The sequence below is a fragment of the Pseudoalteromonas espejiana DSM 9414 genome (assembly GCF_002221525.1).
GTDB lineage: Bacteria > Pseudomonadota > Gammaproteobacteria > Enterobacterales > Alteromonadaceae > Pseudoalteromonas > Pseudoalteromonas espejiana.
Genome location: NZ_CP011028.1, coordinates 916,227 through 938,025, shown reverse-complemented (window position 1 = coordinate 938,025; position 21,799 = coordinate 916,227). Strand labels below are relative to the sequence as shown.

At 40.9% G+C, this 21,799-nt stretch carries 19 protein-coding genes; 5 read left to right on the top strand and 14 right to left on the bottom strand.

Features of this window, described 5'->3' with window-relative positions:
- Positions 1 to 132: 132 nt before the first annotated feature.
- Positions 133 to 531, top strand: a complete 399-nt coding sequence (locus tag PESP_RS04260; RefSeq protein WP_089346916.1) for a flagellar basal body-associated protein FliL — start codon at positions 133 to 135, stop codon at positions 529 to 531.
- Here PESP_RS04260 and glpG read toward each other — a convergent pair.
- The 6 genes from glpG to PESP_RS04230 form a co-directional block, all read right to left on the bottom strand.
- Positions 528 to 1,355, bottom strand: a complete 828-nt coding sequence (gene glpG, locus PESP_RS04255; RefSeq protein WP_089346915.1) for a rhomboid family intramembrane serine protease GlpG — start codon at positions 1,353 to 1,355, stop codon at positions 528 to 530. The two genes, PESP_RS04260 and glpG, sit on opposite strands and share 4 nt — an antisense overlap.
- Positions 1,352 to 1,669 (bottom strand): thiosulfate sulfurtransferase GlpE, encoded by a 318-nt coding sequence (glpE, locus tag PESP_RS04250; RefSeq protein WP_004588558.1) that lies wholly within the window; start codon positions 1,667 to 1,669, stop codon positions 1,352 to 1,354. The genes glpG and glpE overlap by 4 nt, the downstream gene beginning before the upstream one ends.
- Before the next feature lie 64 nt (positions 1,670 to 1,733).
- Positions 1,734 to 2,759 carry an L-threonine 3-dehydrogenase gene (gene tdh / locus PESP_RS04245; RefSeq protein WP_089346914.1) on the bottom strand — a complete coding sequence of 342 codons (1,026 nt, stop codon included), beginning with the start codon at positions 2,757 to 2,759 and terminating at the stop codon, positions 1,734 to 1,736.
- 49 nt (positions 2,760 to 2,808) lie between these two features.
- Entirely contained in the window at positions 2,809 to 4,005 is a 1,197-nt protein-coding gene (locus PESP_RS04240) for a glycine C-acetyltransferase (RefSeq protein WP_089346913.1), read from the bottom strand.
- A gap of 168 nt (positions 4,006 to 4,173) precedes the next feature.
- Positions 4,174 to 4,734: a D-glycero-beta-D-manno-heptose 1,7-bisphosphate 7-phosphatase gene (gene gmhB / locus PESP_RS04235; protein ID WP_089346912.1), complete on the bottom strand. Its 561-nt coding sequence runs from the start codon at positions 4,732 to 4,734 to the stop codon at positions 4,174 to 4,176.
- The gene (locus tag PESP_RS04230) at positions 4,731 to 5,792 is read right to left on the bottom strand and encodes a glycosyltransferase family 9 protein (RefSeq protein ID WP_089346911.1); all 1,062 of its coding nucleotides are present in this window, start codon (positions 5,790 to 5,792) and stop codon (positions 4,731 to 4,733) included. The genes gmhB and PESP_RS04230 overlap by 4 nt, the downstream gene beginning before the upstream one ends.
- Before the next feature lie 124 nt (positions 5,793 to 5,916).
- Between PESP_RS04230 and PESP_RS04225 the strand changes: the two genes are divergently transcribed.
- On the top strand, positions 5,917 to 6,639 hold the full coding sequence (locus tag PESP_RS04225) for a 3-deoxy-D-manno-octulosonic acid kinase (protein WP_089346910.1): 723 nt from the start codon (positions 5,917 to 5,919) through the stop codon (positions 6,637 to 6,639).
- Here the strand turns inward: PESP_RS04225 and PESP_RS04220 are convergent.
- Both PESP_RS04220 and PESP_RS04215 read right to left on the bottom strand, forming a co-directional pair.
- On the bottom strand, positions 6,628 to 7,710 hold the full coding sequence (locus PESP_RS04220) for a glycosyltransferase (protein WP_089346909.1): 1,083 nt from the start codon (positions 7,708 to 7,710) through the stop codon (positions 6,628 to 6,630). The two genes, PESP_RS04225 and PESP_RS04220, sit on opposite strands and share 12 nt — an antisense overlap.
- Entirely contained in the window at positions 7,710 to 8,780 is a 1,071-nt protein-coding gene (locus tag PESP_RS04215) for a hypothetical protein (protein WP_089346908.1), read from the bottom strand. The genes PESP_RS04220 and PESP_RS04215 overlap by 1 nt, the downstream gene beginning before the upstream one ends.
- A 209-nt stretch (positions 8,781 to 8,989) precedes the next feature.
- Here PESP_RS04215 and PESP_RS04210 point away from each other — a divergent pair, with 209 nt between their 5' ends.
- A complete protein-coding gene (locus PESP_RS04210; RefSeq protein ID WP_089346907.1) occupies positions 8,990 to 10,495 on the top strand; it encodes a capsule assembly Wzi family protein in 1,506 nt (501 codons plus the stop codon).
- Positions 10,496 to 10,570: 75 nt separating this feature from the next.
- Here the strand turns inward: PESP_RS04210 and hldE are convergent, their stop codons facing one another.
- Both hldE and PESP_RS04200 read right to left on the bottom strand, forming a co-directional pair.
- Positions 10,571 to 12,010 carry a bifunctional D-glycero-beta-D-manno-heptose-7-phosphate kinase/D-glycero-beta-D-manno-heptose 1-phosphate adenylyltransferase HldE gene (gene hldE / locus PESP_RS04205; RefSeq protein ID WP_089346906.1) on the bottom strand — a complete coding sequence of 480 codons (1,440 nt, stop codon included), beginning with the start codon at positions 12,008 to 12,010 and terminating at the stop codon, positions 10,571 to 10,573.
- Complete coding sequence (locus tag PESP_RS04200; protein WP_089346905.1) at positions 12,010 to 12,600, bottom strand: D-sedoheptulose-7-phosphate isomerase; 591 nt, start codon at positions 12,598 to 12,600, stop codon at positions 12,010 to 12,012. The genes hldE and PESP_RS04200 overlap by 1 nt, the downstream gene beginning before the upstream one ends.
- 182 nt (positions 12,601 to 12,782) lie before the next feature.
- On the opposite strand from PESP_RS04200, the gene waaA reads away from it, so the two are divergent.
- Together waaA and PESP_RS04190 are read left to right on the top strand one after the other, a co-directional pair.
- Positions 12,783 to 14,066: a lipid IV(A) 3-deoxy-D-manno-octulosonic acid transferase gene (gene waaA, locus PESP_RS04195; RefSeq protein ID WP_089346904.1), complete on the top strand. Its 1,284-nt coding sequence runs from the start codon at positions 12,783 to 12,785 to the stop codon at positions 14,064 to 14,066.
- Positions 14,063 to 14,611, top strand: a complete 549-nt coding sequence (locus PESP_RS04190; RefSeq protein WP_089346903.1) for a DUF1415 domain-containing protein — start codon at positions 14,063 to 14,065, stop codon at positions 14,609 to 14,611. The genes waaA and PESP_RS04190 overlap by 4 nt, the downstream gene beginning before the upstream one ends.
- A gap of 30 nt (positions 14,612 to 14,641) precedes the next feature.
- Here the strand turns inward: PESP_RS04190 and PESP_RS04185 are convergent, their stop codons facing one another.
- The 4 genes from PESP_RS04185 to purL all read right to left on the bottom strand — a co-directional run bounded on the left by PESP_RS04185 (position 14,642) and on the right by purL (position 21,667).
- On the bottom strand, positions 14,642 to 14,971 hold the full coding sequence (locus PESP_RS04185) for a YdbL family probable chaperone protein (RefSeq protein WP_089346902.1): 330 nt from the start codon (positions 14,969 to 14,971) through the stop codon (positions 14,642 to 14,644).
- A gap of 10 nt (positions 14,972 to 14,981) precedes the next feature.
- Positions 14,982 to 15,179, bottom strand: a complete 198-nt coding sequence (locus PESP_RS04180) for a YnbE family lipoprotein (RefSeq protein ID WP_010556932.1) — start codon at positions 15,177 to 15,179, stop codon at positions 14,982 to 14,984.
- A gap of 2 nt (positions 15,180 to 15,181) precedes the next feature.
- On the bottom strand, positions 15,182 to 17,638 hold the full coding sequence (locus tag PESP_RS04175) for an intermembrane phospholipid transport YdbH family protein (protein WP_089346901.1): 2,457 nt from the start codon (positions 17,636 to 17,638) through the stop codon (positions 15,182 to 15,184).
- A gap of 138 nt (positions 17,639 to 17,776) precedes the next feature.
- Positions 17,777 to 21,667: a phosphoribosylformylglycinamidine synthase gene (gene purL / locus PESP_RS04170; RefSeq protein ID WP_089349096.1), complete on the bottom strand. Its 3,891-nt coding sequence runs from the start codon at positions 21,665 to 21,667 to the stop codon at positions 17,777 to 17,779.
- Positions 21,668 to 21,799 lie beyond the last annotated feature (132 nt).

The window sequence follows — 21,799 nt, the reverse complement described above, 5'->3', positions numbered from 1 at the left end:
AACGCGATGATAACATTGCCAAAGCATTTGAAAAAGTAGTGATTTACTGCCGATAAATAATTGTAGGGCGCTGTTTATTATGCGTCATTACGTATAAACTATTTGTATAACTAAACTGAAAATGCACTAAAGATGAAAAAAATAGTATACGCAGGTTTATTAATACTGATCTTAAGTTGTTTTAGCTTATCGGCCAAAGCAGAGTCAACAGTGGGTTATTTTGGCTTTGAGCCAGATATAATTACCAATTACATTGGCGCCTCTAGCAAAAAAATGGGCTATGTGCGCGTAACTATAGATTTAATGCTAAGTAATAATTCTGATATAGCTATAGTAGAGCACCACACCCCACTTTTACGCGACGCATTGGTTGAAATATTATCAAAAGAGCCTGAAGAAAAAATAAAGTCTTTAACTGGCCGAGAAGAAATTAGAGCTAAATGCGCAGAAAAATTAAAAAGCCTGCTTAAAGAAGAAACAGGCCAAGAAATTATTCGCAAAGTATTATTTACTAAGTACTTGTACCATTAACGAGTGGTTTTGTTTGCGTTAAATGTATTAGCGGTAAAAGCATAGGCCATGCCGCTTAATAGCCCGCCTAAATGAGCCCAATTTGCCATCCCTACAAATAATACATCTGCAAAACCAAGTATTAACCAAACAAGCATAAAGCCAATAATTGGCGTACTAACAAGCGCTGGCTGCTTAGGATTTAAATAGCTATGGATCCAACAAAAACCTAATAAGCCGTATACCACACCACTTAAACCGCCAAAGTTAGGCCCTACAATTAAAAACTGTGCCCAATTGCTAATAAGTGCAGTTACAAAAAATAACCCAACTAAACTTAGTTTTCCGCATTGTTTTTCAATATTATCGCCAAGCGACATCCACCAAATTAAATTAAACACTATATGCATAGCGCTAAAATGGACAAGTGAAGGCGTAAGCCAACTTAAAGGCTGAGCAGGATTAAACTGAAGTGCTGTGTATATTTGTTCAAAGCCACCGAGTAAAAAAGCAATGTAAATAACAACACTTACAATACTTACAGCTTGATTTAACCAACTAAGGGCTTTGAATCGGGCCATTAAGTTTAATGACTGCCCTTGATAAGTAAGCCCTGATTGCGTACTTCCCACATTCCAAGATGCTTGCTGATATCGCTCATGATTAGGGTTTTGTACAAATTCAGCCCACAGTGGTTGAACTTGATGAAAATGCTCAGGATTAACGCTAATAACAACATTGCTGCCATCAGGTGAATGTAACTGCCCTTCTAAGCCTTGGCTTTTTAAGTAGTCTATAAACCCTTGCGCAGCGCGTGGGTTGTTTAAGCTACCTAACTCAATCATCGTTCTACTTTCTCGCTGTATGCAGCTTCCCAAGCAGTAAAGCCGCCATCCATGCTGTATACATCTTCAAAGCCTTGCTCAACTAAATAACTTGCCGCACCTTGCGAGCTCATACCGTGATAACACACAATAATTATTGGCTGATCGAACTCTTTTTCCATCATAAATTGAGCAATATTCGCATTTGAAAGTGCTTCTGAACCGGGAATATGGCCCGCTTGATACGAGTTAGGATCGCGTATATCTGCAATAACTACGTCTTCTTTGTCTAACAGCTCATGTGTTTGCGCAATAGATATATGTTTAAATGCCATTGAAATCTCATTAAAAAAATATAATAAAAAGGCGGCAAAAGCCGCCTCTGTATAAAACTTTAAACTATTCCCAGTTTAAAATTACTTTACCCGATTGACCTGAAATCATCATATCAAAGCCAGCTTGGAAGTCATCTACTGAGTATTGATGTGTAATAATTGGGTTTAAATCAAGGCCCGACTGGATAAGGCTCGCCATTTTATACCAGGTTTCGAACATTTCACGTCCGTATATCCCTTTAATAACTAGGCCTTTAAAAATAACCTTATTCCAATCAACTGCCATATCTGATGGAGGAATACCTAGCATGGCAATTTTGCCACCGTGGTTCATGTTATTAAGCATAGAATTAAACGCACTTGGTACACCTGACATTTCAAGACCTATATCAAAGCCCTCAGTCATACCTAGCTCATTCATTACATCTTCAAGCTTATCATTAGCGACGTTTACGGCACGTGTTGCGCCCATTTTACGAGCAAGTTCAAGGCGGTATTCGTTTACATCAGTAATAACAACATGGCGTGCACCTACATGCTTTGCAACAGCGGCTGCCATAATACCAATTGGCCCTGCGCCTGTAATTAATACATCTTCGCCAACTAAATCAAACGAAAGTGCAGTATGTACAGCATTGCCAAACGGGTCAAAAATAGAGGCTAGCTCATCAGAAATGTTATCTGGAATTTTAAACGCATTAAATGCAGGAATAACTAAGTACTCAGCAAAAGCACCTTCACGGTTAACACCTACACCTGTGGTGTTACGGCATAAATGTACACGCCCAGCACGACAATTACGACAATGCCCACAGGTAATATGACCTTCGCCCGATACACGGTCGCCAACAGCAAAGCCGCGTACTTCTTGGCCCATGTCAACTACTTCACCTACGTACTCATGACCAACAACCATAGGGGTAGGAATCGTTTTTTGTGACCACTCATCCCATTTGTAAATATGAACGTCGGTTCCACAAATAGCCGTTTTACGAATTTTAATTAGCAGATCGTTATGGCCAACTTCAGGCTTTGGCACATCAGTCATCCAAATGCCGGTTTCTGCTTTTAATTTAGATAATGCTTTCATCGTTAACACTCAACTAAAAAACCGAGGGCAAGCCTCGGTTTATAAAAAATTAAATAACACCCATTTCTTTACCAATGCGGGTAAAGGCTGCAATAGCGGTATCTAGCTGTTCAATACTGTGCGCAGCTGAAATTTGCGTACGAATACGCGCTTGGCCTTTAGGCACTACTGGGAATGAAAAGCCAGTCACATAAATGCCTTCGGCTAGTAATTTATCAGCCATAAGTGATGCTACTTTAGCATCGCCTAGCATTACAGGAATAATCGCATGGTCTTTACCTGCACAGGTAAAGCCTGCCGCTTCCATTTGCTCACGGAAGTACTTAGCATTTGACCAAAGCTTGGCGCGAAGCTCACCGCCATTTTCTAGCATTTCTAGGACTTTAATTGACGCTGTAACAATTGAAGGCGCGAGTGAATTTGAGAATAAATAAGGGCGTGAACGCTGGCGTAACCATTCAACAATTTCTTTTTTACCTGAAGTGTAACCACCCGATGCACCGCCTAGCGCTTTACCTAATGTACCAGTAATAATATCTACACGGTCAAGAACATTACAGTACTCAGGCGTACCTTTACCATTTTCGCCAACAAAGCCTACTGCATGCGAGTCATCTACCATCACAAGTGCATCGTACTTATCGGCTAAGTCGCACACAGCTTCTAAGTTACAAATTACGCCATCCATTGAAAACACGCCGTCGGTGGCAATTAACTTTGTTTTTGCGCCCGCTTCGTCTGCGGCAATAAGTTGCTTTTCTAGATCTGCCATGTCGTTATTAGCATAACGAAAACGCTTAGCTTTACATAAGCGTACACCATCAATAATTGACGCATGGTTTAGTGAATCAGAGATAATTGCATCTTCTGCACCTAAAATTGTTTCAAACAAGCCTGTGTTAGCATCAAAACAAGAAGAATATAAAATTGTGTCTTCAGTTTCTAAAAACGCACTAATTTTTTGCTCAAGTGTTTTATGGATATCTTGCGTACCACAAATAAAACGTACCGATGCAACACCAAAGCCATGGTCGTCTAAACCGCCTTGCGCTGCTTTAATTAACTCTGGGCTATTTGCTAGGCCTAAGTAGTTGTTAGCACAAAAGTTAATAACTTTGTCGCCAGATGCTACTTCAATTTGAGCTTGTTGCTGCGAGGTAATTATACGCTCATTTTTATAAAGGCCTTGGGCTTTAACGTCTTCAATTTGCTCTTGTAATTGGCTAAAAAAAGCAGATGCTCTCATCTGTAGTCTCCATTTAATTGAACGGGTAAACAACAACGTTTATGCCACTGTTTATGATGGTGTGTATTGTAAAAGTTTAACGAGAAAAATGCACGGTTTGTAGTTCGTCGCAAGCGCGCATAATGTCAGGAATATGTGCCAGTTTATAGGCTTTAAAAAAGCGTGTTTTTATAACGCTAAGGGCTCAGTTAAATCATCTATTGAATCAATCACTAAATCAGCATGTTGCTTTGCGCTCTCGTCAAGGCTTTGCCCCGAGCGAACTAACACTCGAGTTGTAATACCGGCTTTTTGCGCAGCTTGCATATCACTAAGCTTATCACCAACCATAATACTTTGCTTAGGGTCGATGTTATGCTCCTTTATACCTTGCAATAACATACCTGGTGCTGGTTTTCTGCAATCACATTGCTTTAAATACTCGGGCAACGCCTTGTTAGGATGGTGCGGGCAAAAATAAACATCGGCAATTTCAATATTATGGTTACTAAATTGCGTTTTCATCCACTGAGTAAGCGCTAAAAAATCAGCTTCGGTGTAGTAACCACGACCAATACCAGATTGGTTTGTAACTACTATAACTTTATAGCCTGCGTCGTAAAATGTTTTACAAGTATTAAAAATGCCATTAATAAATTCAAATTTGTCACTTTGATATACATAGCCATGGTCAACATTTACCACGCCATCGCGGTCTAAAAAAAGCGCTTTATGTAATTTCACACTCATTCAATGCCCTCTATTTGTACAACATGGTCGAACATTGCTTTAACGCTATCTATGGTTATTTGGCTCATTAAATCATCGCCTTTTACTCGGGTGCCCCACGGCACTTGCTGCGCCGTTTTACCGGTTTGCTTAAGTAAGTTTTGATGGTAAACCTCAACTACGTAGTTTTGGTATAAATAAGGGCCTGTGCGAGCCGGATTTGAGTGTGCATACAAGCCAATTACTGGCGTGCCAACGGTTACTGCCATGTGTGCAGGTCCGGTGTCGGGGGCGAGTACTAAATCAGCACGTTTTAATACACACAACAGCTCTTTAAGTTTAGTTTTGCCAACTAAATTTAAAATAGGGCTGTTGCTATGTTTAATAATATTGTTCGCTAAGTTAATTTCAAGCTTTGTAGGACCGCCCGTTAAAGCAACGTTAAAACCTTGTTTGTGCGCGTAATCAGCAAGTGCTGCATAGCGTTCAGGCAACCAATTACGCTGAGCTTTACTTGCAGCGGGCGATATAACAAATAGCTTGTTAGCTAAATACTCTTGCCCTAATAACTCATCTGCTCTGCTTTGATCTTGTGCGCTGTATGGCATCTGCCAAGTAGGCGTATAATTATCTACGCCAATTGCATTAGCAAAGCCTTTAAACCCCTCTAATACATGAGCCTCTTTTTGCGCTGCTATGCGTTTATTTATAAATAAGCTGTGTAGCTCTTTTGAGCGCGCCCAATCAAACCCTAATTTTACTTTTGCTGGTATACAGCGTGCAACAAAGCCTGCTCTTAGTGCCACCTGCATATTAAGAAGTACGTGAAACTGCTTACCTTTAAAGGTGTTTTTTAATTTTTTGAGCGCAGCCTTTCCTTCTTTTTTATCAAAAATTACCAGCTCTACGCCTGGTAAGTCAGCAAGTAACATAGCCTCTACTTTACCCATTACCCAGGTTATTTTTGCATTAGGATGCGCTTTTTGAATTGCTTGAACAGCACTAACCGCATGACATACATCACCAATAGCAGAGAGTCTTAAAATACAAATAGAGGAGTAATTAGGCACTTGAGTCACGCATTCCGTTAGGCTTTAAATAAGTATGCTGGGATCTTAAATTATACTCGCGTTAATGCAAGCACTTATCCTGCGCCATAAAACACGTTAATATACCCACATTATTGAATTATTTTAACGAGCTATGTTTAAAACACTAAAGCAAGGCAAGCACACTATTTTAAGCCACCCAGATTATTTTAACCTTGTTGATATAAACTGGTTTGATGCAGAGTATTGGCAAAAGCAAAATAAAATAGTGGGCGCTAAAAAAGGCCGCGCTACAGCATGGTTTTTTAAACACGATAACTTAACTGCAGTACTAAGGCATTATTGGCGTGGCGGTTTAGTGGGTAAGGTTTTAAGCGAGCAATACCTATATCCTGGCCTTGAAAACACCCGCGTGTATAAAGAGTTTAGCTTAATGATAAAGCTTATTGAACTTGGCCTAAATGTGCCAAAACCCATTGCAGCCAAAGTATCTCAAAGTGGTTTGATTTACCGCGGCGATATAATTACACAAGCGGTAAGCGGCGCTAAAAGCCTGCTCGACATTTTAATTGAGCGGCCTTTAAATAGTAGTGAGCTTAAAAGCATAGCCAGCACTATTGCGTTATTTCATACCAAAGGGGTGTACCACGCCGATTTAAATATTAATAATATTTTATTTAATGAAGACGGCGACGTATATATTATCGACTTTGACCGGGGTGAAATTAAGCAGCCAAACACACAGTGGCAGCAAGCTAATATGGCTCGCCTTGCACGTTCATTTTTAAAAGAACAAGGCCGAAATAATAGCTTTTATTGGCAAAGTAACGACTGGGAAACTTTGCATACTTTTTATAAACAAAAGCTAACGACGTAAAGCTAAATACTGCTGAGCAACTTGTTCAGCACTTACTTTTTGCAAAATTTCTGCACTTTCTACATCAGGTTTATTTGCCAGGCAGAGTTTAATTTTAGTTGCTAATTGTTCGCTATTTCTTACAGGCACTAAGTAATTAGCCAGTTCGCCTATTAATATTTCGCTCGGCCCAAAGGTACAGTTAGTACTTACTACAGGCGTACCAACAGCTAATGCTTCGACCAAAACATTACCGAACCCTTCAAAGTCAGAACTTAAAACTAACGCCTGCGCGTGTTTAATCCAGTTATAAGGATTTTGCTCAAACCCTGGCACGATAAGTTGCTCAGCAATGCCATACTCTTTTGCAAGCTTAAGTGCCTTGTCTGGCTTATTACATAAAAGTACTAATTTGTATTTTTTATCAAGCTTGGCAAACGCTGCAAATAAAATATCATGGCGCTTTTGCTTAGCTAATCGCCCAACATGAATTAAATAAGGCGACTGGGGAATTTGGGTATTAATCTCATCGGATTGGCGTTTTATATCAGCTAAGCTAAATGGATTATAAATAGTAGTAATTGCACTTGGTGTAATTAAATCGCCTTGGGTGATCTCTTGCTCTACCCCTTTAGATACACAAACTAGTGACTTACCATTTAGGTTTTGTTTAGATTTTTTAAGATAGCGATAAGAAAACGGGCCTAATTTTTTTTGCCTAGCCAGCTCCGCATTTACTGAATTATGCATAATAAAATGTACATTTTTAACTGCACTTTTAGCAAGTAAATTATTACTTCTATCAAGGTTTGAAAGCACTAAATCTATCGCGCCTATTTCATGTTGCTTACTACTAAACCAGGCCTCTAACTTTGCTACGCTTTTATTTATTTTCCAAAAGCGGTCTACTTTAGTCGCTTTATCAGTAAATAAACTCTCAACCTTTAATCGCTCACAAATTCTATATTCAAATTTATTAGCTAAAGACAATATGGTTACACAATGCGCTTTAATAAGCTGTTCGGCAAGAGTTAGCATTACCTTTTCAGCGCCGCCACCCGCTAAAGAATCTATTACAATAACAATGTTCACTATTTTTCCACCATTAGCATTTTTTTTACGCCTTGCGTTATAACTTTATATCCTTGTGCGGTTTCAAACTGAGAGTATTTACTTATAAGCTGTTTAAAGTGTGGCTCAACAATTAATGCCTCAGCCTTATTTACAATATCATCTACATGGAGGGCAGCTTTAATTACAACGCCTGTAGTTTCGCAGCTTGTTAAGCGATCGCTTTGGTCTTTTGAAATAGCGCACGCGACTGCAGGGGTATGCACAGCAATAGCTTGCAATAAAGTATCGCCAGCGCTTAGTAAAGCAAATTTAGCTTGCTCCATCAGCGATAAAAATTCACTATTTTCTAAACTTGCTAAACTCACTACCTCATTAGATTCTGGCAGTGGTTTATTGTAATTAGGGCCAAAAACCACAATTCCTTTTAAGCCTGTTTTAGCCGCTATTTTAATCGCTGCAGCATAAAAAACATCAGCGCAATTTTTACCTTCAAGTTCATGCCCGCCAGAGCCTGCGCTCACAATAAAGTAGCTTTTTGCATCGAGCTTATGTTTGTTTAACACCTGCTGTGTTTGTAATCTAGATGAAAACGCAACATAAGGGCCAACGTTTTGCGGTATAGCTAACGCAAACATATCTATTTTAGTTCTTTCTGCCCAGCTAAGCGGCTCAATACAGTAGTCGGGTTGTACAACCCAGTGGCTATCAATTAGGTTTATTCTATTTAGTTTTAAGCCTTTGGCACGTTTTTTAGCGTGCTGGGAAATAAACACCACCTTTGCGCCGATTTTTTTAGCTGCCTTCATATGAGCTGCACGCCCAGCACAATCAAAAATGACAATATCGGGCTTAAAATCAGTTATGAGTTCACATACCCTGTCACGCTCTTTCGTCGCAGAGTGCTCAAGTAGGGTTGCTTCATAAGGACAGTCTTTAGCGTAAGCGGTGTGCTTATTTAAAATAAAATGTATATCAAGGGGATTTGAGCATTCACTTTCAAGGCTTTGAGCTAACAACAACGAGCGCATGTACTCACCAATTCCTTGTGGCGATGATACGGGTATAAATAAAAGTCGTTTGTTGCGCATTGTGTTCTCTATTTCTTATTTGCGAGCAGTATATCAACCACATAGTTTTTGCGATAGATAGGTTACATTTTTATACATAAATTTAATGCAATAAATAGATTATTTACTGCATTAGCCGGTCGAGATTGGTAAACTTAGCCGCAATCTTAATCACAAGGATCTGAACTTTGCGAAACAGAATTTTTCTTCTTTCTTCTCTATTTTGCGCTATGAGCGCATCAGTAAATGCAGAGCCATGGGTAAAACCAGACGACTACGGACTCAGAGCCGATATTCAACAGCTTGCTGATGCAGGCGTTATTCTTGCGCCAGTTACAACGTATCCACTAATGTGGAAAAGCTTTATTGGTGAGGTTGAATCTACTAAGCTAGAACTTTTATCACCGAGCTTACAAGATGCCCTACTTCGCGTAAAACACCGTTATAAATCAGAAAATAGCAGTTCGCACAGTGTTCAACTTTCAGCTTTTGCAGCATCAGATCCTATTGTTGCAACAAGTTTTGGCGCTACAAATACTCAAGAGTCTGAAGTAAGCGCAGCGTATGCTTATCTTGGCGATAATTTTGCAGCAAAAGTGGCTATCAACTACCGAAACGATGGTAAAAGTTGTTTAATTGCTGGTAAAACAACCGATGATATAGCCGCAAATGAACAAGCACTGGAAGATTGTAACGACACCTCATTTGACGATAGCTATTTAGCATACCGCTTAGGTAATTGGATTTTTAGAGCCGGTGCCGTAGAGCAATTTTGGGGCCCAGGTGTTGATAACAGTTTAATTATGTCGGGTAATGCAAAGCCACTACCGGCACTGAGTGTAACGCGCGAGCAAAGCACAGCGTTTGAAACACCTTGGCTAAGCTGGATAGGCCAATGGAGCTTTACCGCCCAAATGGCAAAGCTGGAATCAACCCGCGTAATTCCTGATGCTTTACTGTGGAGCAGCCGTTTAAACTTCCGTCCAATTCAAGAGTTGGAAATTGCGTTAAGTTGGTCTGCACAATGGGCTGGCGAAGGGCAACCAAGCTCAGCGGGGGATTTTATTGATGTTATTACTGGGCAAACTAACTGTATTGATGGCAATGAAAATTGCGATAGCTCATTAGAGTCTAAAATTGGTAACCAGCTTGCCGGTATTGACGTTCGTTGGTCTGATACATTATTTAGTCACCCATACGCCATTTATGCAAGCACCATTGGTGAAGATGCCAGCTCACAATTTAAACCGGCCGACAGAGCTTACTTATTTGGTGTGCAAACGACCCAACGCATTTACAGCCAAAATGTATTAGTCAATGTAGAATATATCGATACGGGTGTTTCGTGCGCAGCTGAATCTACCAATGAAAACTGTTATTACGAGCACTCAGATTATAAATCAGGTTACCGTTACCATGGCCGCACCATAGGCTCAACCTTTGATAACGATGCACAATCGGTGGTTTTAACATTGCTTGGGCAACTTTCAAACGGTGATGATTGGCAAGTAAAACTACGTAGCGTTGATTACAACAGCGATAATAGTGATTGGTATCCAGATAACCCTGATTTAGGTAACACAATTACTAAAACGGGCTATAACTCAAAACAGGTTGAACTGCGTTACAGGCAACTTGCAATGGGTGGGCGTTTAACACTGGGCGCTTTTGCATCAAATAATGATGGCGCTGAAAACGACACATCTGCGTTTGCTAAATACGAATATAACTTTTAAAAAGTTGTATGCGTAATAATAAAAAGGGTTGAAAACTGCGTTTTCAACCCTTTTTATTTGCAACAAACATCTATATTACTGCTTTATTTTACTAATCACTTTTGATGTAGAACAGCCATCTAAAAACGTCAGTACTTCTACTTTTCCGCCATGGCGCAGGACATGATCGGCCCCTGCTATTTGCTCTACAGTATAATCGCCACCTTTTACTAAAATATCAGGGCTAATTTGCTCGATTAATTTAGCGGGTGTGTCGTTTTCCTCAGCGCTGCCAAATGGAATAACCCAATCAACAGAGGCAAGTGCACTTAATACCATTGCGCGCTCATCAAGCGGGTTTATCGGGCGCTCAGGGCCTTTTAAACGAGTAATAGATTCATCGTTATTTAACCCAACAACAAGCTTATCGCCGCGCGCTTTAGCTTGCGCTAAATAGCGCACGTGGCCTGCGTGTAAAATATCAAAACAACCATTGGTAAATACAATGGTTTCGCCGTTTTGTTTTGCAAACTCAATATGCTGCAGCACATCATCAAATGGGGTTTGGTAGTGCTCGCCATTAGTGTGTAAGTACTGGCCTAGTTTTTGGCTTAGTTCTTCTGGTGAAACTGTAGCTGCACCCAATTTACTTACCACAATCCCCGCAGCTAAATTAGCAATTTCTACTGCATCTTTAGGGGCCATACCTGCTCCAAGCATTACAGCTAAAGTTGCAATAACGGTATCACCTGCGCCAGTTACATCGCTTACTTCTAGCTGCTGAGCTGCAAAGTCGTGTTTTTCATCGGCATTAATTAACGACATACCTTGCTCTGAGCGTGTAAGTAGCATGGCTTTAATGCCATTTTTGCTAATAAGCTCACGGGCACTTTGCGCTAAAATCTCTTCAGAGCCTGTTTTACCGCCCGCTAAATTAAACTCATGTAAGTTAGGCGTAATGTAGTCTGCGCCCTCGTACAAATGTAAGTCTGGCGATTTAGGGTCTATAAGCACGGTTTTACCCGCCGCTTTGGCAATACTCACCATCTCTTTAATTAAGCTGAGCGAGCCTTTACTGTAATCAGAAAACACTACAAAGTCGTACTCATCAAGCACCAGCTCTAAGCGATTTAATAACAGCTGGCTATGCTGCTCGCTAAAGGTTTCTTCTAAATCAAGGCGCACAAGTTGTTGATGGCGGCTAATAACCCGCATTTTAGAAATAGTCGGTAAATCACATACACTCACAAGTTGTGAGCTTATTTTTTCACCTTTTAAAATTGTTTCTAAAATTTGCCCGCTTTCATCCTCACCAATTAAGCCAAGTAACCCTACTTTGGCATCAAGCCTAGCAATGTTTTTAGCGACATTGGCAGCACCACCGGCTTTGTCTTCAAACTTGCTTACTTTTACTACAGGGACTGGCGCTTCTGGCGAAATACGCCCAGTGTCACCGTACCAGTAGCGATCGAGCATTACATCGCCCACCACTAAAATCCGCGCTTTAGATAAGTTTTTTAATAGCGATAAATCCATTACTGCTGCTCCGCAACAACCATATCTACGGCTTCACATAACCAGTGGCCAATAAACATATGCGCTTCTTGAATGCGTGCTGTTTCATCGTTTTTGATAATAATTGGCAGCTTGGCAATGTTTTTTACTTTTCCGCCATCACGGCCTGTTAATGCAACAGTAAATGCGCCAATTTTATTAGCGGCTTCAAGTGCTAAATTAATATTTGCACTGGTACCTGAGGTTGTTAAACCAATGACTAAATCTTCTGGTTTACAAAGCGCCTGAACTTGGCGCTCAAACACGGTATCAAAGTGGTAATCATTACTGTGCGCAGTAAGAATTGACGTATCGGTTGTGAGTGCCATAGACGCAAGCGGTCCGCGCTCTAATTTATAACGTACTACAAATTCGGCCGCTAAATGCTGAGCATCAGCCGCACTGCCGCCGTTACCAAACCAAATAACCTTACCACCAGCTTGTAATGCACTATGGCATGCTTCTAATAACTGCATAGACTCTTGATGATAAGCCTCCATCGTTTCAAATAAGGCTTGATGACGGTTTAAACTTTCAACGTAGCTTGTTGCCACAGAATCGATAATTGACATGAAAAATTCCTCTAGGAACTGAAATGGCAGGAAAAAATTAAATCCATTATTCCACAGTTTTATTTAGTTGTGTGTATTTTATAGGAATATAGCTGAACTGGAACATAATTTAGTGCTTCACATGTTCAGAAATTATCACTTTCGCGTTAAACTAAGGGCACTTACCTCAATAAAAGTTCAGTATGGCACGCATTTTTTACTCATTCGCTTTAATTTTAATTAGCCCGCTGATTGTATTTTACTTATATGTATTAAGAGGTAAAAAAAACAAAGGCTACCGCGCACACTTTAAAGAGCGTTTTGGTTTTGTGAGCAAAAGCTTATTTACAAGCAAAAGCAAACCGTTAGTTGTGCACTGCGCCTCTGTAGGTGAAGTACTTGCAGCTGCACCACTTATCAAAGCGCTGCAAAAACATCAACCACAGCTTAATATACTTATTACCTGCAATACCCCTACAGGGCGCGAGCAAATAATTAATCAGTTTAAAAATACCGTGGCGTGTAGTTATTTACCTATGGACTTCCCGTTTTCGACCGCCCGATTTTTAAAACGTATAAACCCACAAGCACTGTGCATATTAGAAACCGAGCTTTGGCCCAACTTAATGGCAATAAGCCATAAAAAGAATATTCCGGTACTGGTACTTAATGCTCGCTTGAGCGAAAAATCGCAACAAGGGTATCAAAAGGTTGCCAAGTTAACGCAAATAATTATGCGTTCAATCACGGTACTTGCAAGTCACAATAAAAAAGATGCCGAGCGGTTTATTGAGCTAGGTTTAACCCCCTCAAAAAGCCATGTTACAGGCTCAATTAAGTTTGATATAAGCCCAAGCAATGAGCAGATAGCCTCAGTTGCAAACCTTAAAGCACAATATAAAACTCAAGAGCGGTTTGTATGGGTAGCAGGCTCGACTCATCCACTTGAACACGAAATGATATTAAATGCCCACCAGCAACTATTAAAAAAATACCCAAATGCACTTTTAGTTATTGCCCCCCGACACCCTGAGCAGTTTGATAAAGTAGCCGATACGTTAGCTCAAAGCCCACTTAGCTTTAGTCGTCGCAGCAACAATAACTATCAAAACGAACACGTACTATTGGCCGATACACTTGGCGAGCTTCAATGTTTATATGGCGCTGGTAATATAAGTTATGTAGGCGGTAGTTTAATTCGCCGCGGCGGGCATAACCCACTTGAAGCCGCAGCTTTTTCAGTTGGTGTTATAACTGGCCCACATACGTATAACTTTGATCATGTATATCCTGAGCTTATAAAATTAAAAGGTGCTGTGGTTGTTGAAAACACTGATGAGCTTGCGACACAATTAATTAATTTAAACCAAAACGCTAAAGCCTGCCAAACCTTAGGGAATAAAGCGCAGCAGTGCGTATTAAAAAACCAAGGCGCCATTAAAAAAACATTAACCATAATTAATCAGTATTTAGAGCCACAAGCATGACCAATTTAGCTATTACTCAAACCCGTGAGTGGGTATCGTCGGTTATTGTAAAATATAACTTTTGCCCATTCGCCCGCAAAGAAGTTGAGAACAATTGCATTCATTATGTGCTTAGCCCAGCAGTAAAAATTGATGATGCAGTAATGGATATGCTTGAGCAATGCACACAGCTTGATCAAAATCCAGAGCGCGAAACCACATTAATACTGTTTGATAAGGGCTTTAGTGATTTTGAAGACTTTTTAGATTTAGTTGATTTAGCCAATGCGCTACTGGTTGCACAAGGCTTTGAAGGTAAATATCAAATTGCTAATTTCCACCCTGACTACGTATTTGCCGACAGCGACGAAGATGATGCCGCAAATTACACAAACCGAGCTCCCTACCCTACACTGCATTTAATACGCGAACTAAGTATGAGCGAAGCGCTTGAAAGCTATGACGAGCCAGAATCTATCCCTGAGCACAATATTAAACTTGCAAGGCGAAAAGGCATCGACTTTTGGCAGCAGCTTTTAGAAGGCATAAAAAAACCGAGCGCATAACCGCTCGGTTTTTAAGTATCAAATTAAATGTTACTTTTTAACCCAGCTCCCATTTACTTCAACATAATGACCACTTTGGGTTTTTTCGATTGTTTTAGCCACTGCGAGTGCCTCTACTTGGGCAAGCGATAAATTGTTCTTTTTAGCTAGTTTTAAATACTGAGCTTTGCGCTTTGCGTTAATTTCTTCAACAACGGCTTTAGCTTCGCTATTTTGTACAACTAAGCCTAAATAACCCGAACTGTTCTCACCAACTAGCCCTTGGCTTTTAGCATCATCTAAACTAATCGCCCACGCCGAAAACGACAAACACACCGCACTAATTAAAGTGGCAATACTTAATTTATTTTTTATAGTCATCATTTAGCTCCTAAAATAATTCGCTGTCGTCACTGAACAGGGTATCGAGTTCTTTATCCACCTTCACACGAATTTCGTGATCTACTTTTACATTAAGGTTGATAGTTATTGGCTCTTTAGCTGCTACTTCTACTCTGTGTGTACATGCGCTCAATGCGCTAATAGCAGCAAGGGCAATGATTGCCTTAATGCTTAACGAATTTTTCATCATTAGTTTCCTTTTTGAGAATATTGCTGCTCAACTTTCTGTGTTATTTCGTCACTTAATCTTAGCGCTCTTAGTAGCGTAAACACGTTTTCTTCGTGGTTATAGTTAAAATTAACTTGCTGCTGTTGTGGCTCATTAAAGCCTTGCAAGTTAACACCTAAATTTAACCAACCATCACTTTTAAGTGCTACTGTACTATTAAGTTTTTGTATATCAAGGTTTTTAAGTAAGCTCAGTACGGGCTGTAATTCTTGCTGCTGTTGCATTACAGAGTCAAACGCTGCGTTATTGCTAATAATAAGCTTACCTTCGCCTTGGTTTAATAAGCTGCCATTTGTAACCTCTACGCCACTGTCACTAAAATGAAGGGGCAACTCACCTTTTAATCGACCCGTTAAAGTAATTCCCGACTTATCATCAAGGGTAATGAGTTTACTCGCATCAATATCTTTAAAAGTGATATTGGCTGTTTGCTGCGATTTTAAAAGCGAATATTTATCTAATTCAAATACCCCACCAAACACATTGCCACTTACATCAAATGCTCGCGCGCTGTTATTTACCACTTTTATTTTGCCATTAATATTATTAACTACCGCGCCGGCTCTTAATTCATTAACGTTAAAGGTAGTAGGCTCAACATTAAGCTGTCCTGAATCATATTGCCCACTAAGTTGCACCCTCAACTGATTAGCTAAGTAATCGTTATAAAGCGCGCTGGTATCATCAATAGTTAAATTAAAATTAGCTTTTTGTAAGTTAACATCGCCACTAATTCGCCCACCAAACTCGCCTTGAGTGAGTTGAGCTAACGGCTCAAATTGGCTAATAATTGAATTTAGTGAAAGTACATTTTGCTGCGGAACTATTACTTCAAACGGGTGTTCTACTTTTGAAATATGGTGATTCGCCACCAGCTCTATACCGTTTACAAATACATGATGAGACGCTTTAAGCGCTCGGCTTTGCAAGCCTTTTGAATCCACGTTTATATTTTCTAAATCAATACTAGGGCTTGTCAGTGTACTTATTTGAGTATTCGCTGATAAATGAGCAAATAACTCACCCACGCCTAAGTTTGCCTTTGCACTGAGGGTATTGTTAATACCAGTGAGCTTATACTCATTGTATTGAGCGCTTTTAAACTCACTTTTTAAAACCACGTTTGCATCGAGCTTTTCACTCATGTCAGCCACTAGTTTACCTGTGTAAGCGTTAATAGTAGTGCCATAAGCAACGGCTTTGTTAAAGCTAAATGTATTACTTACTTTACCTATGGGTTTAGAGTCAATAAGTTGAGCAAATGAAAAGTCGCCTTGGGCTTTTACATTATTAGCCTCAGCCGGTAAAAATTCAGGCAAAGCGGTAAGCGCAATATCATAATTGCCACTTAGTTGTACGTTTTCAAGCTGCGTATTGAGCACTACAGCCTTTATATCATCAGTGTGTAGCTGTGCTTTAAGCTGCGTGCGCGCACTTTGCAACGGTGTAGCTGTATTAACAAACGTATCTGTAAAAGTTATGTCTATATCTTGCCCTGTTTGCTCATCGCTTGTAAGCGTTATTAACGGCATGGTTAAATTATTATCTATTAGGCTTATTGGTTTAGGTAAAGCCCAGTGCCAATTGAGGGGAAGTTGCTTAACTGCAAAGGCCTTGTAGTCACCTTCAGGAATAAGAGATTGGCAGTTATTACTAAGCGTTACATTGTTGTTAAGCTTGCTTGGGTCTAGCTCAAGCTTTTGGCTATTTAAATTATACGCAGCGCTTAGCACCCCTTTAGTATGATTACTAATATCGCAGTTTTTAAATTGATAGTCATACCGCGCCTGTAAACTACCGGTGGCGCTTCCCTCTATCCCATTAAAGCTAAATGCTTGCGACGTATTAAAGCTAAGCCCACTTAATAGCGCGTTATCGGTTTTAAGTAATTGTTTAAGCAATTCATCACTAACTTTAAGCTGTCCTTGTACCTTATTATTGTAAAGCGTTGCGCTGGCACTTAAATCACCACTTACTACAAACTGGTTAAGCTTAGGCTCGTTAATACTTAAAATTAAAGGCTGATTTAAAAACTCACTGTTTATACTTAGTTGCTCAACTGTAATTGTTGGCCTTTTTTCGGGCAGGGCTAAATCTAAAATTGTTGCAGGGCTACTTGCTTTATCACTTTGAGGAAGTGAATTTATATTAAGCGCCGCATGTTTAATTTCAACATGGCGAGTATTTGCGGTAATGCCTGTAACAACAAGCTCTTGGTTTTGGTAACTCAAGCACGCTTTTTGTACATGCACATTTAGCTTGCTGGTAAGCGAAAAGTCTAAACAACTTAAAGTAACGCCCGCTTTTTCAAGCTGAGGCGCTACAGCCCATTGTAATAATGGCAAACGAAATACATAACCAAGCAATACTATGCTTAGTAATACAAAACCAACAATTAAACCAATGCGCTTTAACATACTATCCTTAATAAGCTTTATACCTAACAAATTATCGTAATTTTAAATCTACGCAATCAAAAAAGGCTGCACAGGCAGCCTTTTTTTATTTTACAGCTAGATTATGAATCTAGCTTGTATAGGGAGTGATTGTGATCACTAGCCTACATTTTTACGTGCGTTGCGGAACATGCGCATCCACGGGCTATCCTCTTTCCACTCATCTGGGTGCCAAGAGTTAGCTACAGCGCGGAATACACGCTCTGGGTGCGGCATCATTACTGTTGCACGGCCATCAGTAGAGGTAATACCGGTAATACCTTCTGGTGAACCATTTGGGTTAGCCGGGTATTGTGTTGTAGGGTTACCGTAGTTATCTACGAATTTAACCGCGACAGTACCGCTTTCAAGCGCAGCTTGAGTGGCAGCATCATTGGCAAACTCAGCATGGCCTTCACCATGAGATACAGCAATTGGCATACGCGATCCCGCCATACCACTGAAGAACACTGACGGATTCTCTTGTATTTCTACTAAGCTAAAGCGTGCTTCAAAACGCTCAGATTTATTAGTTACAAAACGAGGCCAATGCTCAGTACCTGGAATTAACTCTTTAAGCGTTGATAACATTTGGCAACCATTACATACACCTAAACTAAAGGTGTCTTCACGGTGGAAGAAGTTTTGGAACTGATCGCGTGCCATATCGTTAAACAATATAGACTTAGCCCAACCTTCACCGGCGCCTAATACGTCACCGTAAGAGAAACCACCACATGCCACTAAGCCTTTAAACTGCTCAAGAGTTAAACGCCCTTCAAGTATATCGCTCATGTGCACATCAACAGCGGCAAAACCAGCACGGTTAAACGCAGCAGCCATTTCTAGATGCGAGTTAACGCCTTGCTCACGTAAAATAGCCATTTGTGGTTTAGCGCCCGTTGCAATGTACGGCGCGGCTATATCTTCGTTTAAGTCAAAATTAAGTTTTACGTTTAAGCCTGGATCTTTTGCATCAAACTTGGCATCAAACTCTTGCTTAGCACAGTCAGGGTTATCACGACGTGCTTGCATTTGGTACGTTGTTTCGGCCCAAATAGTACGCAATTCAGTACGAGTATGATTAAGTACCGTTTGCTCGCCGCGGTTAAATACAATGCTATCGTCGCTATTAAGCGAACCAATCACGTGACTAATTGCAGCTACACCGTGTTGTTCAAACACTGCATTTACGGCATCTAAGTCGCTGTTAGCCACTTGAATTACTGCACCAAGCTCTTCGTTATAAAGCGCTTCTAGGTCTGAGCCTGTTAAACCCGCTAAATCAACAGTCACACCTGTGTGCCCTGCAAATGCCATTTCAGTTACAGTAGTAAATAAACCACCGTCTGAACGGTCATGATAAGCAAGTAGCTTGCTATCTGCTACAAGTGCTTGCATAGCATTGTAAAAGCCTTTAAGTAACTCTGGGCTGTCTACATCGGGTGTAACATCACCAAGCTGCTTATAAACCTGTGCAAGGCTTGATGCGCCCATGCGGTTTTTGCCAGCACCTAAATCAACTAAAATAAGCGAAGTGACGCCTTTATCAGTGCGTAACTGCGGAGTTACTGTTTTACGTACATCGTCAACACGGCCAAAGGCTGTAATAATAAGCGATAACGGCGACGTTACTGATTGCTCAGCACTATCGTCTTCGTTTTTCCATGTCGTTTTCATCGACATAGAATCTTTACCTACAGGTATAGTTAAACCAAGTGCCGGGCAAAGCTCTTCGCCTACCGCTTTTACGGCTTCGTATAGGCCTGCGTCTTCACCTGGGTGACCCGCTGCAGCCATCCAGTTAGCAGATAGCTTAATGTTCTCTAGGCTGCCAATGTTTGCACAGGCAATATTAGTTAACGACTCAGCCACCGCCAAACGCGCCGATGCACCATAATTTAATAATGCCGCCGGAGTACGTTCCCCGAGTGACATAGCTTCACCGTGATAAGTATCGTACGTTGCCGCAGTAACTGCACAGTTAGCAACAGGGACTTGCCAAGGGCCAACCATTTGATCACGTGCTACTAAACCGGTAACCGAGCGGTCACCAATAGTAATTAAGAATGTTTTTTCTGCAATTGTAGGCAAGCGTAATAGGCGTTGCGCGGCATCAGCTACGTCAATAGCGTTTGCATCAATGGCAGTGCCTGTTACTTGCTGTGATGTTACATCGCGGTGCATTTTAGGCGCTTTACCTAATAATACATCAAGCGGTAAATCAACAGGGCTGTTATCAAAGTGGCTGTCTGCTACGGTTAAATGGCGCTCTTCTGTGGCTTCACCAATTACTGCGTACTGCGCGCGTTCGCGCTTACAAATTGCTTCAAAACGGTCAAAGTCTTCAACAGCTACAGCCAGCACATAACGCTCTTGCGATTCGTTACACCAAATTTCGTGTGGTGCCATGCCAGGCTCATCGTTAGGAATATCGCGTAGTTGGAATTTACCACCACGGCCACCATCATCTACAAGTTCAGGGAATGCATTTGATAACCCCCCTGCACCAACATCATGTATAAATGCAATTGGGTTTTCGTCACCTAACTGCCAACATTTGTCGATGACTTCTTGGCAACGACGTTCCATTTCTGGGTTTTCACGTTGAACAGAAGCAAAGTCTAAGTCTTCGTTTGATTGGCCCGATGCCATGCTTGATGCTGCACCACCGCCTAAACCAATGTTCATAGCAGGGCCGCCTAGCGCAATAAGTTTTGCACCAACCGGAATATCCCCTTTCTGCACATGATCAGAGCGAATATTACCTAAACCACCAGCCAGCATAATAGGCTTGTGGTAACCACGCACCTCTTCACCATTGTGGCTTGTTACTTTTTCTTCGTAAGTACGGAAGTAACCTAATAAATTAGGACGACCAAACTCGTTATTAAATGCAGCACCGCCCAGTGGGCCATCCATCATAATATCAAGGGCATTGACTATACGACCAGGCTTGCCAAAGTCGCTTTCCCACGGTTGCTCATAACCCGGTATACGTAAGTTAGAAACCGTAAAGCCGACTAAACCAGCTTTTGGCTTAGAACCACGCCCTGTTGCACCTTCGTCACGAATTTCACCACCTGAACCGGTAGCCGCACCCGAAAACGGTGCAATAGCCGTTGGATGGTTGTGAGTCTCGACCTTCATTAATATTTCAATGTCTTCTTGATGATACGCATATTCACCTTGCGCATTCGGGAAGAAACGACCCGCTTTTGAGCCTTTCATTACTGCCGCGTTATCTTTATACGCCGACAATACATTTTCAGGGTTGTGCTCAAAAGTATTTTTGATCATTTTAAACAGCGATTTTGGCTGTTCAATGCCATCAATTGTCCAATCAGCATTAAATATTTTATGACGACAATGCTCTGAGTTTGCTTGGGCAAACATAAATAATTCTATGTCGTTAGGATTACGACCTAGCTTTTTAAAGTTCTCTACTAGGTAGTCAATTTCGTCATCGGCAAGGGCAAAACCTTGCTCAACGTTTGCGGCAGCTAACGCTTCGCGACCACCACCTAAAATATCAACTGATGACATTTCACGCGGAGAATCATTGCGGAATAACTGCGCTGCGGCTTCAAGCTCAGTATGTGTAGCTTCGGTCATACGGTCGTGTAATAACGCCGTTACTTGTGCAAGTTGCTCTGCACTTAGTTCACCTTCTATATAATAAGCAATACCACGCTCTACACGGTGAACCTGTTTAAGGCCACAGTTATGCGCTATATCGGTTGCTTTAGATGCCCAAGGTGAAATGGTACCAGGGCGAGGCGTAACTAAAATGAGTGTGCCAGCTGGGGTATGCTCGGCAATAGTTGGACCGTAAGTAAGTAGCTTTTCAAGCTTGGTTTGCTCATCAACACTCAAAGGCGATGTTAAATCGGCAAAATGAGCATACTCGGCATATACGTTGGTGACTGGAAGTTGCGATTGTTTGCAACGCGCTAAAATTTTATTAACTCTGAACTCTGAAAGTGCTGGTGCACCACGAAGGATCAACATAGATAATTTCATCCGGGGTTAGGGATTGAACGATATTTTAGGCGGGCATTATAGTCTAAGTAGCACTCAGATTTAACTCCAAATTGCGCTTTTCAGAAAATTAACTTTTTATTTATATAAACGACTGCAAAA

Excerpts from the sequence above, each read along its gene's own strand:
- PESP_RS04260 (WP_089346916.1), top strand. The coding sequence starts at position 133 with ATGAAAAAAATAGTATACGCAGGTTTATTAATACTGATCTTAAGTTGT.
- glpG (WP_089346915.1), bottom strand. The coding sequence starts at position 1,355 with ATGATTGAGTTAGGTAGCTTAAACAACCCACGCGCTGCGCAAGGGTTT.
- glpE (WP_004588558.1), bottom strand. The coding sequence starts at position 1,669 with ATGGCATTTAAACATATATCTATTGCGCAAACACATGAGCTGTTAGAC.
- tdh (WP_089346914.1), bottom strand. The coding sequence starts at position 2,759 with ATGAAAGCATTATCTAAATTAAAAGCAGAAACCGGCATTTGGATGACT.
- PESP_RS04240 (WP_089346913.1), bottom strand. The coding sequence starts at position 4,005 with ATGAGAGCATCTGCTTTTTTTAGCCAATTACAAGAGCAAATTGAAGAC.
- gmhB (WP_089346912.1), bottom strand. The coding sequence starts at position 4,734 with ATGAGTGTGAAATTACATAAAGCGCTTTTTTTAGACCGCGATGGCGTG.
- PESP_RS04225 (WP_089346910.1), top strand. The coding sequence starts at position 5,917 with ATGTTTAAAACACTAAAGCAAGGCAAGCACACTATTTTAAGCCACCCA.
- PESP_RS04215 (WP_089346908.1), bottom strand. The coding sequence starts at position 8,780 with ATGCGCAACAAACGACTTTTATTTATACCCGTATCATCGCCACAAGGA.
- PESP_RS04210 (WP_089346907.1), top strand. The coding sequence starts at position 8,990 with ATGAGCGCATCAGTAAATGCAGAGCCATGGGTAAAACCAGACGACTAC.
- hldE (WP_089346906.1), bottom strand. The coding sequence starts at position 12,010 with ATGGATTTATCGCTATTAAAAAACTTATCTAAAGCGCGGATTTTAGTG.
- PESP_RS04200 (WP_089346905.1), bottom strand. The coding sequence starts at position 12,600 with ATGTCAATTATCGATTCTGTGGCAACAAGCTACGTTGAAAGTTTAAAC.
- waaA (WP_089346904.1), top strand. The coding sequence starts at position 12,783 with ATGGCACGCATTTTTTACTCATTCGCTTTAATTTTAATTAGCCCGCTG.
- PESP_RS04190 (WP_089346903.1), top strand. The coding sequence starts at position 14,063 with ATGACCAATTTAGCTATTACTCAAACCCGTGAGTGGGTATCGTCGGTT.
- PESP_RS04185 (WP_089346902.1), bottom strand. The coding sequence starts at position 14,971 with ATGACTATAAAAAATAAATTAAGTATTGCCACTTTAATTAGTGCGGTG.
- PESP_RS04180 (WP_010556932.1), bottom strand. The coding sequence starts at position 15,179 with ATGAAAAATTCGTTAAGCATTAAGGCAATCATTGCCCTTGCTGCTATT.
- PESP_RS04175 (WP_089346901.1), bottom strand. The coding sequence starts at position 17,638 with ATGTTAAAGCGCATTGGTTTAATTGTTGGTTTTGTATTACTAAGCATA.
- purL (WP_089349096.1), bottom strand. The coding sequence starts at position 21,667 with ATGTTGATCCTTCGTGGTGCACCAGCACTTTCAGAGTTCAGAGTTAAT.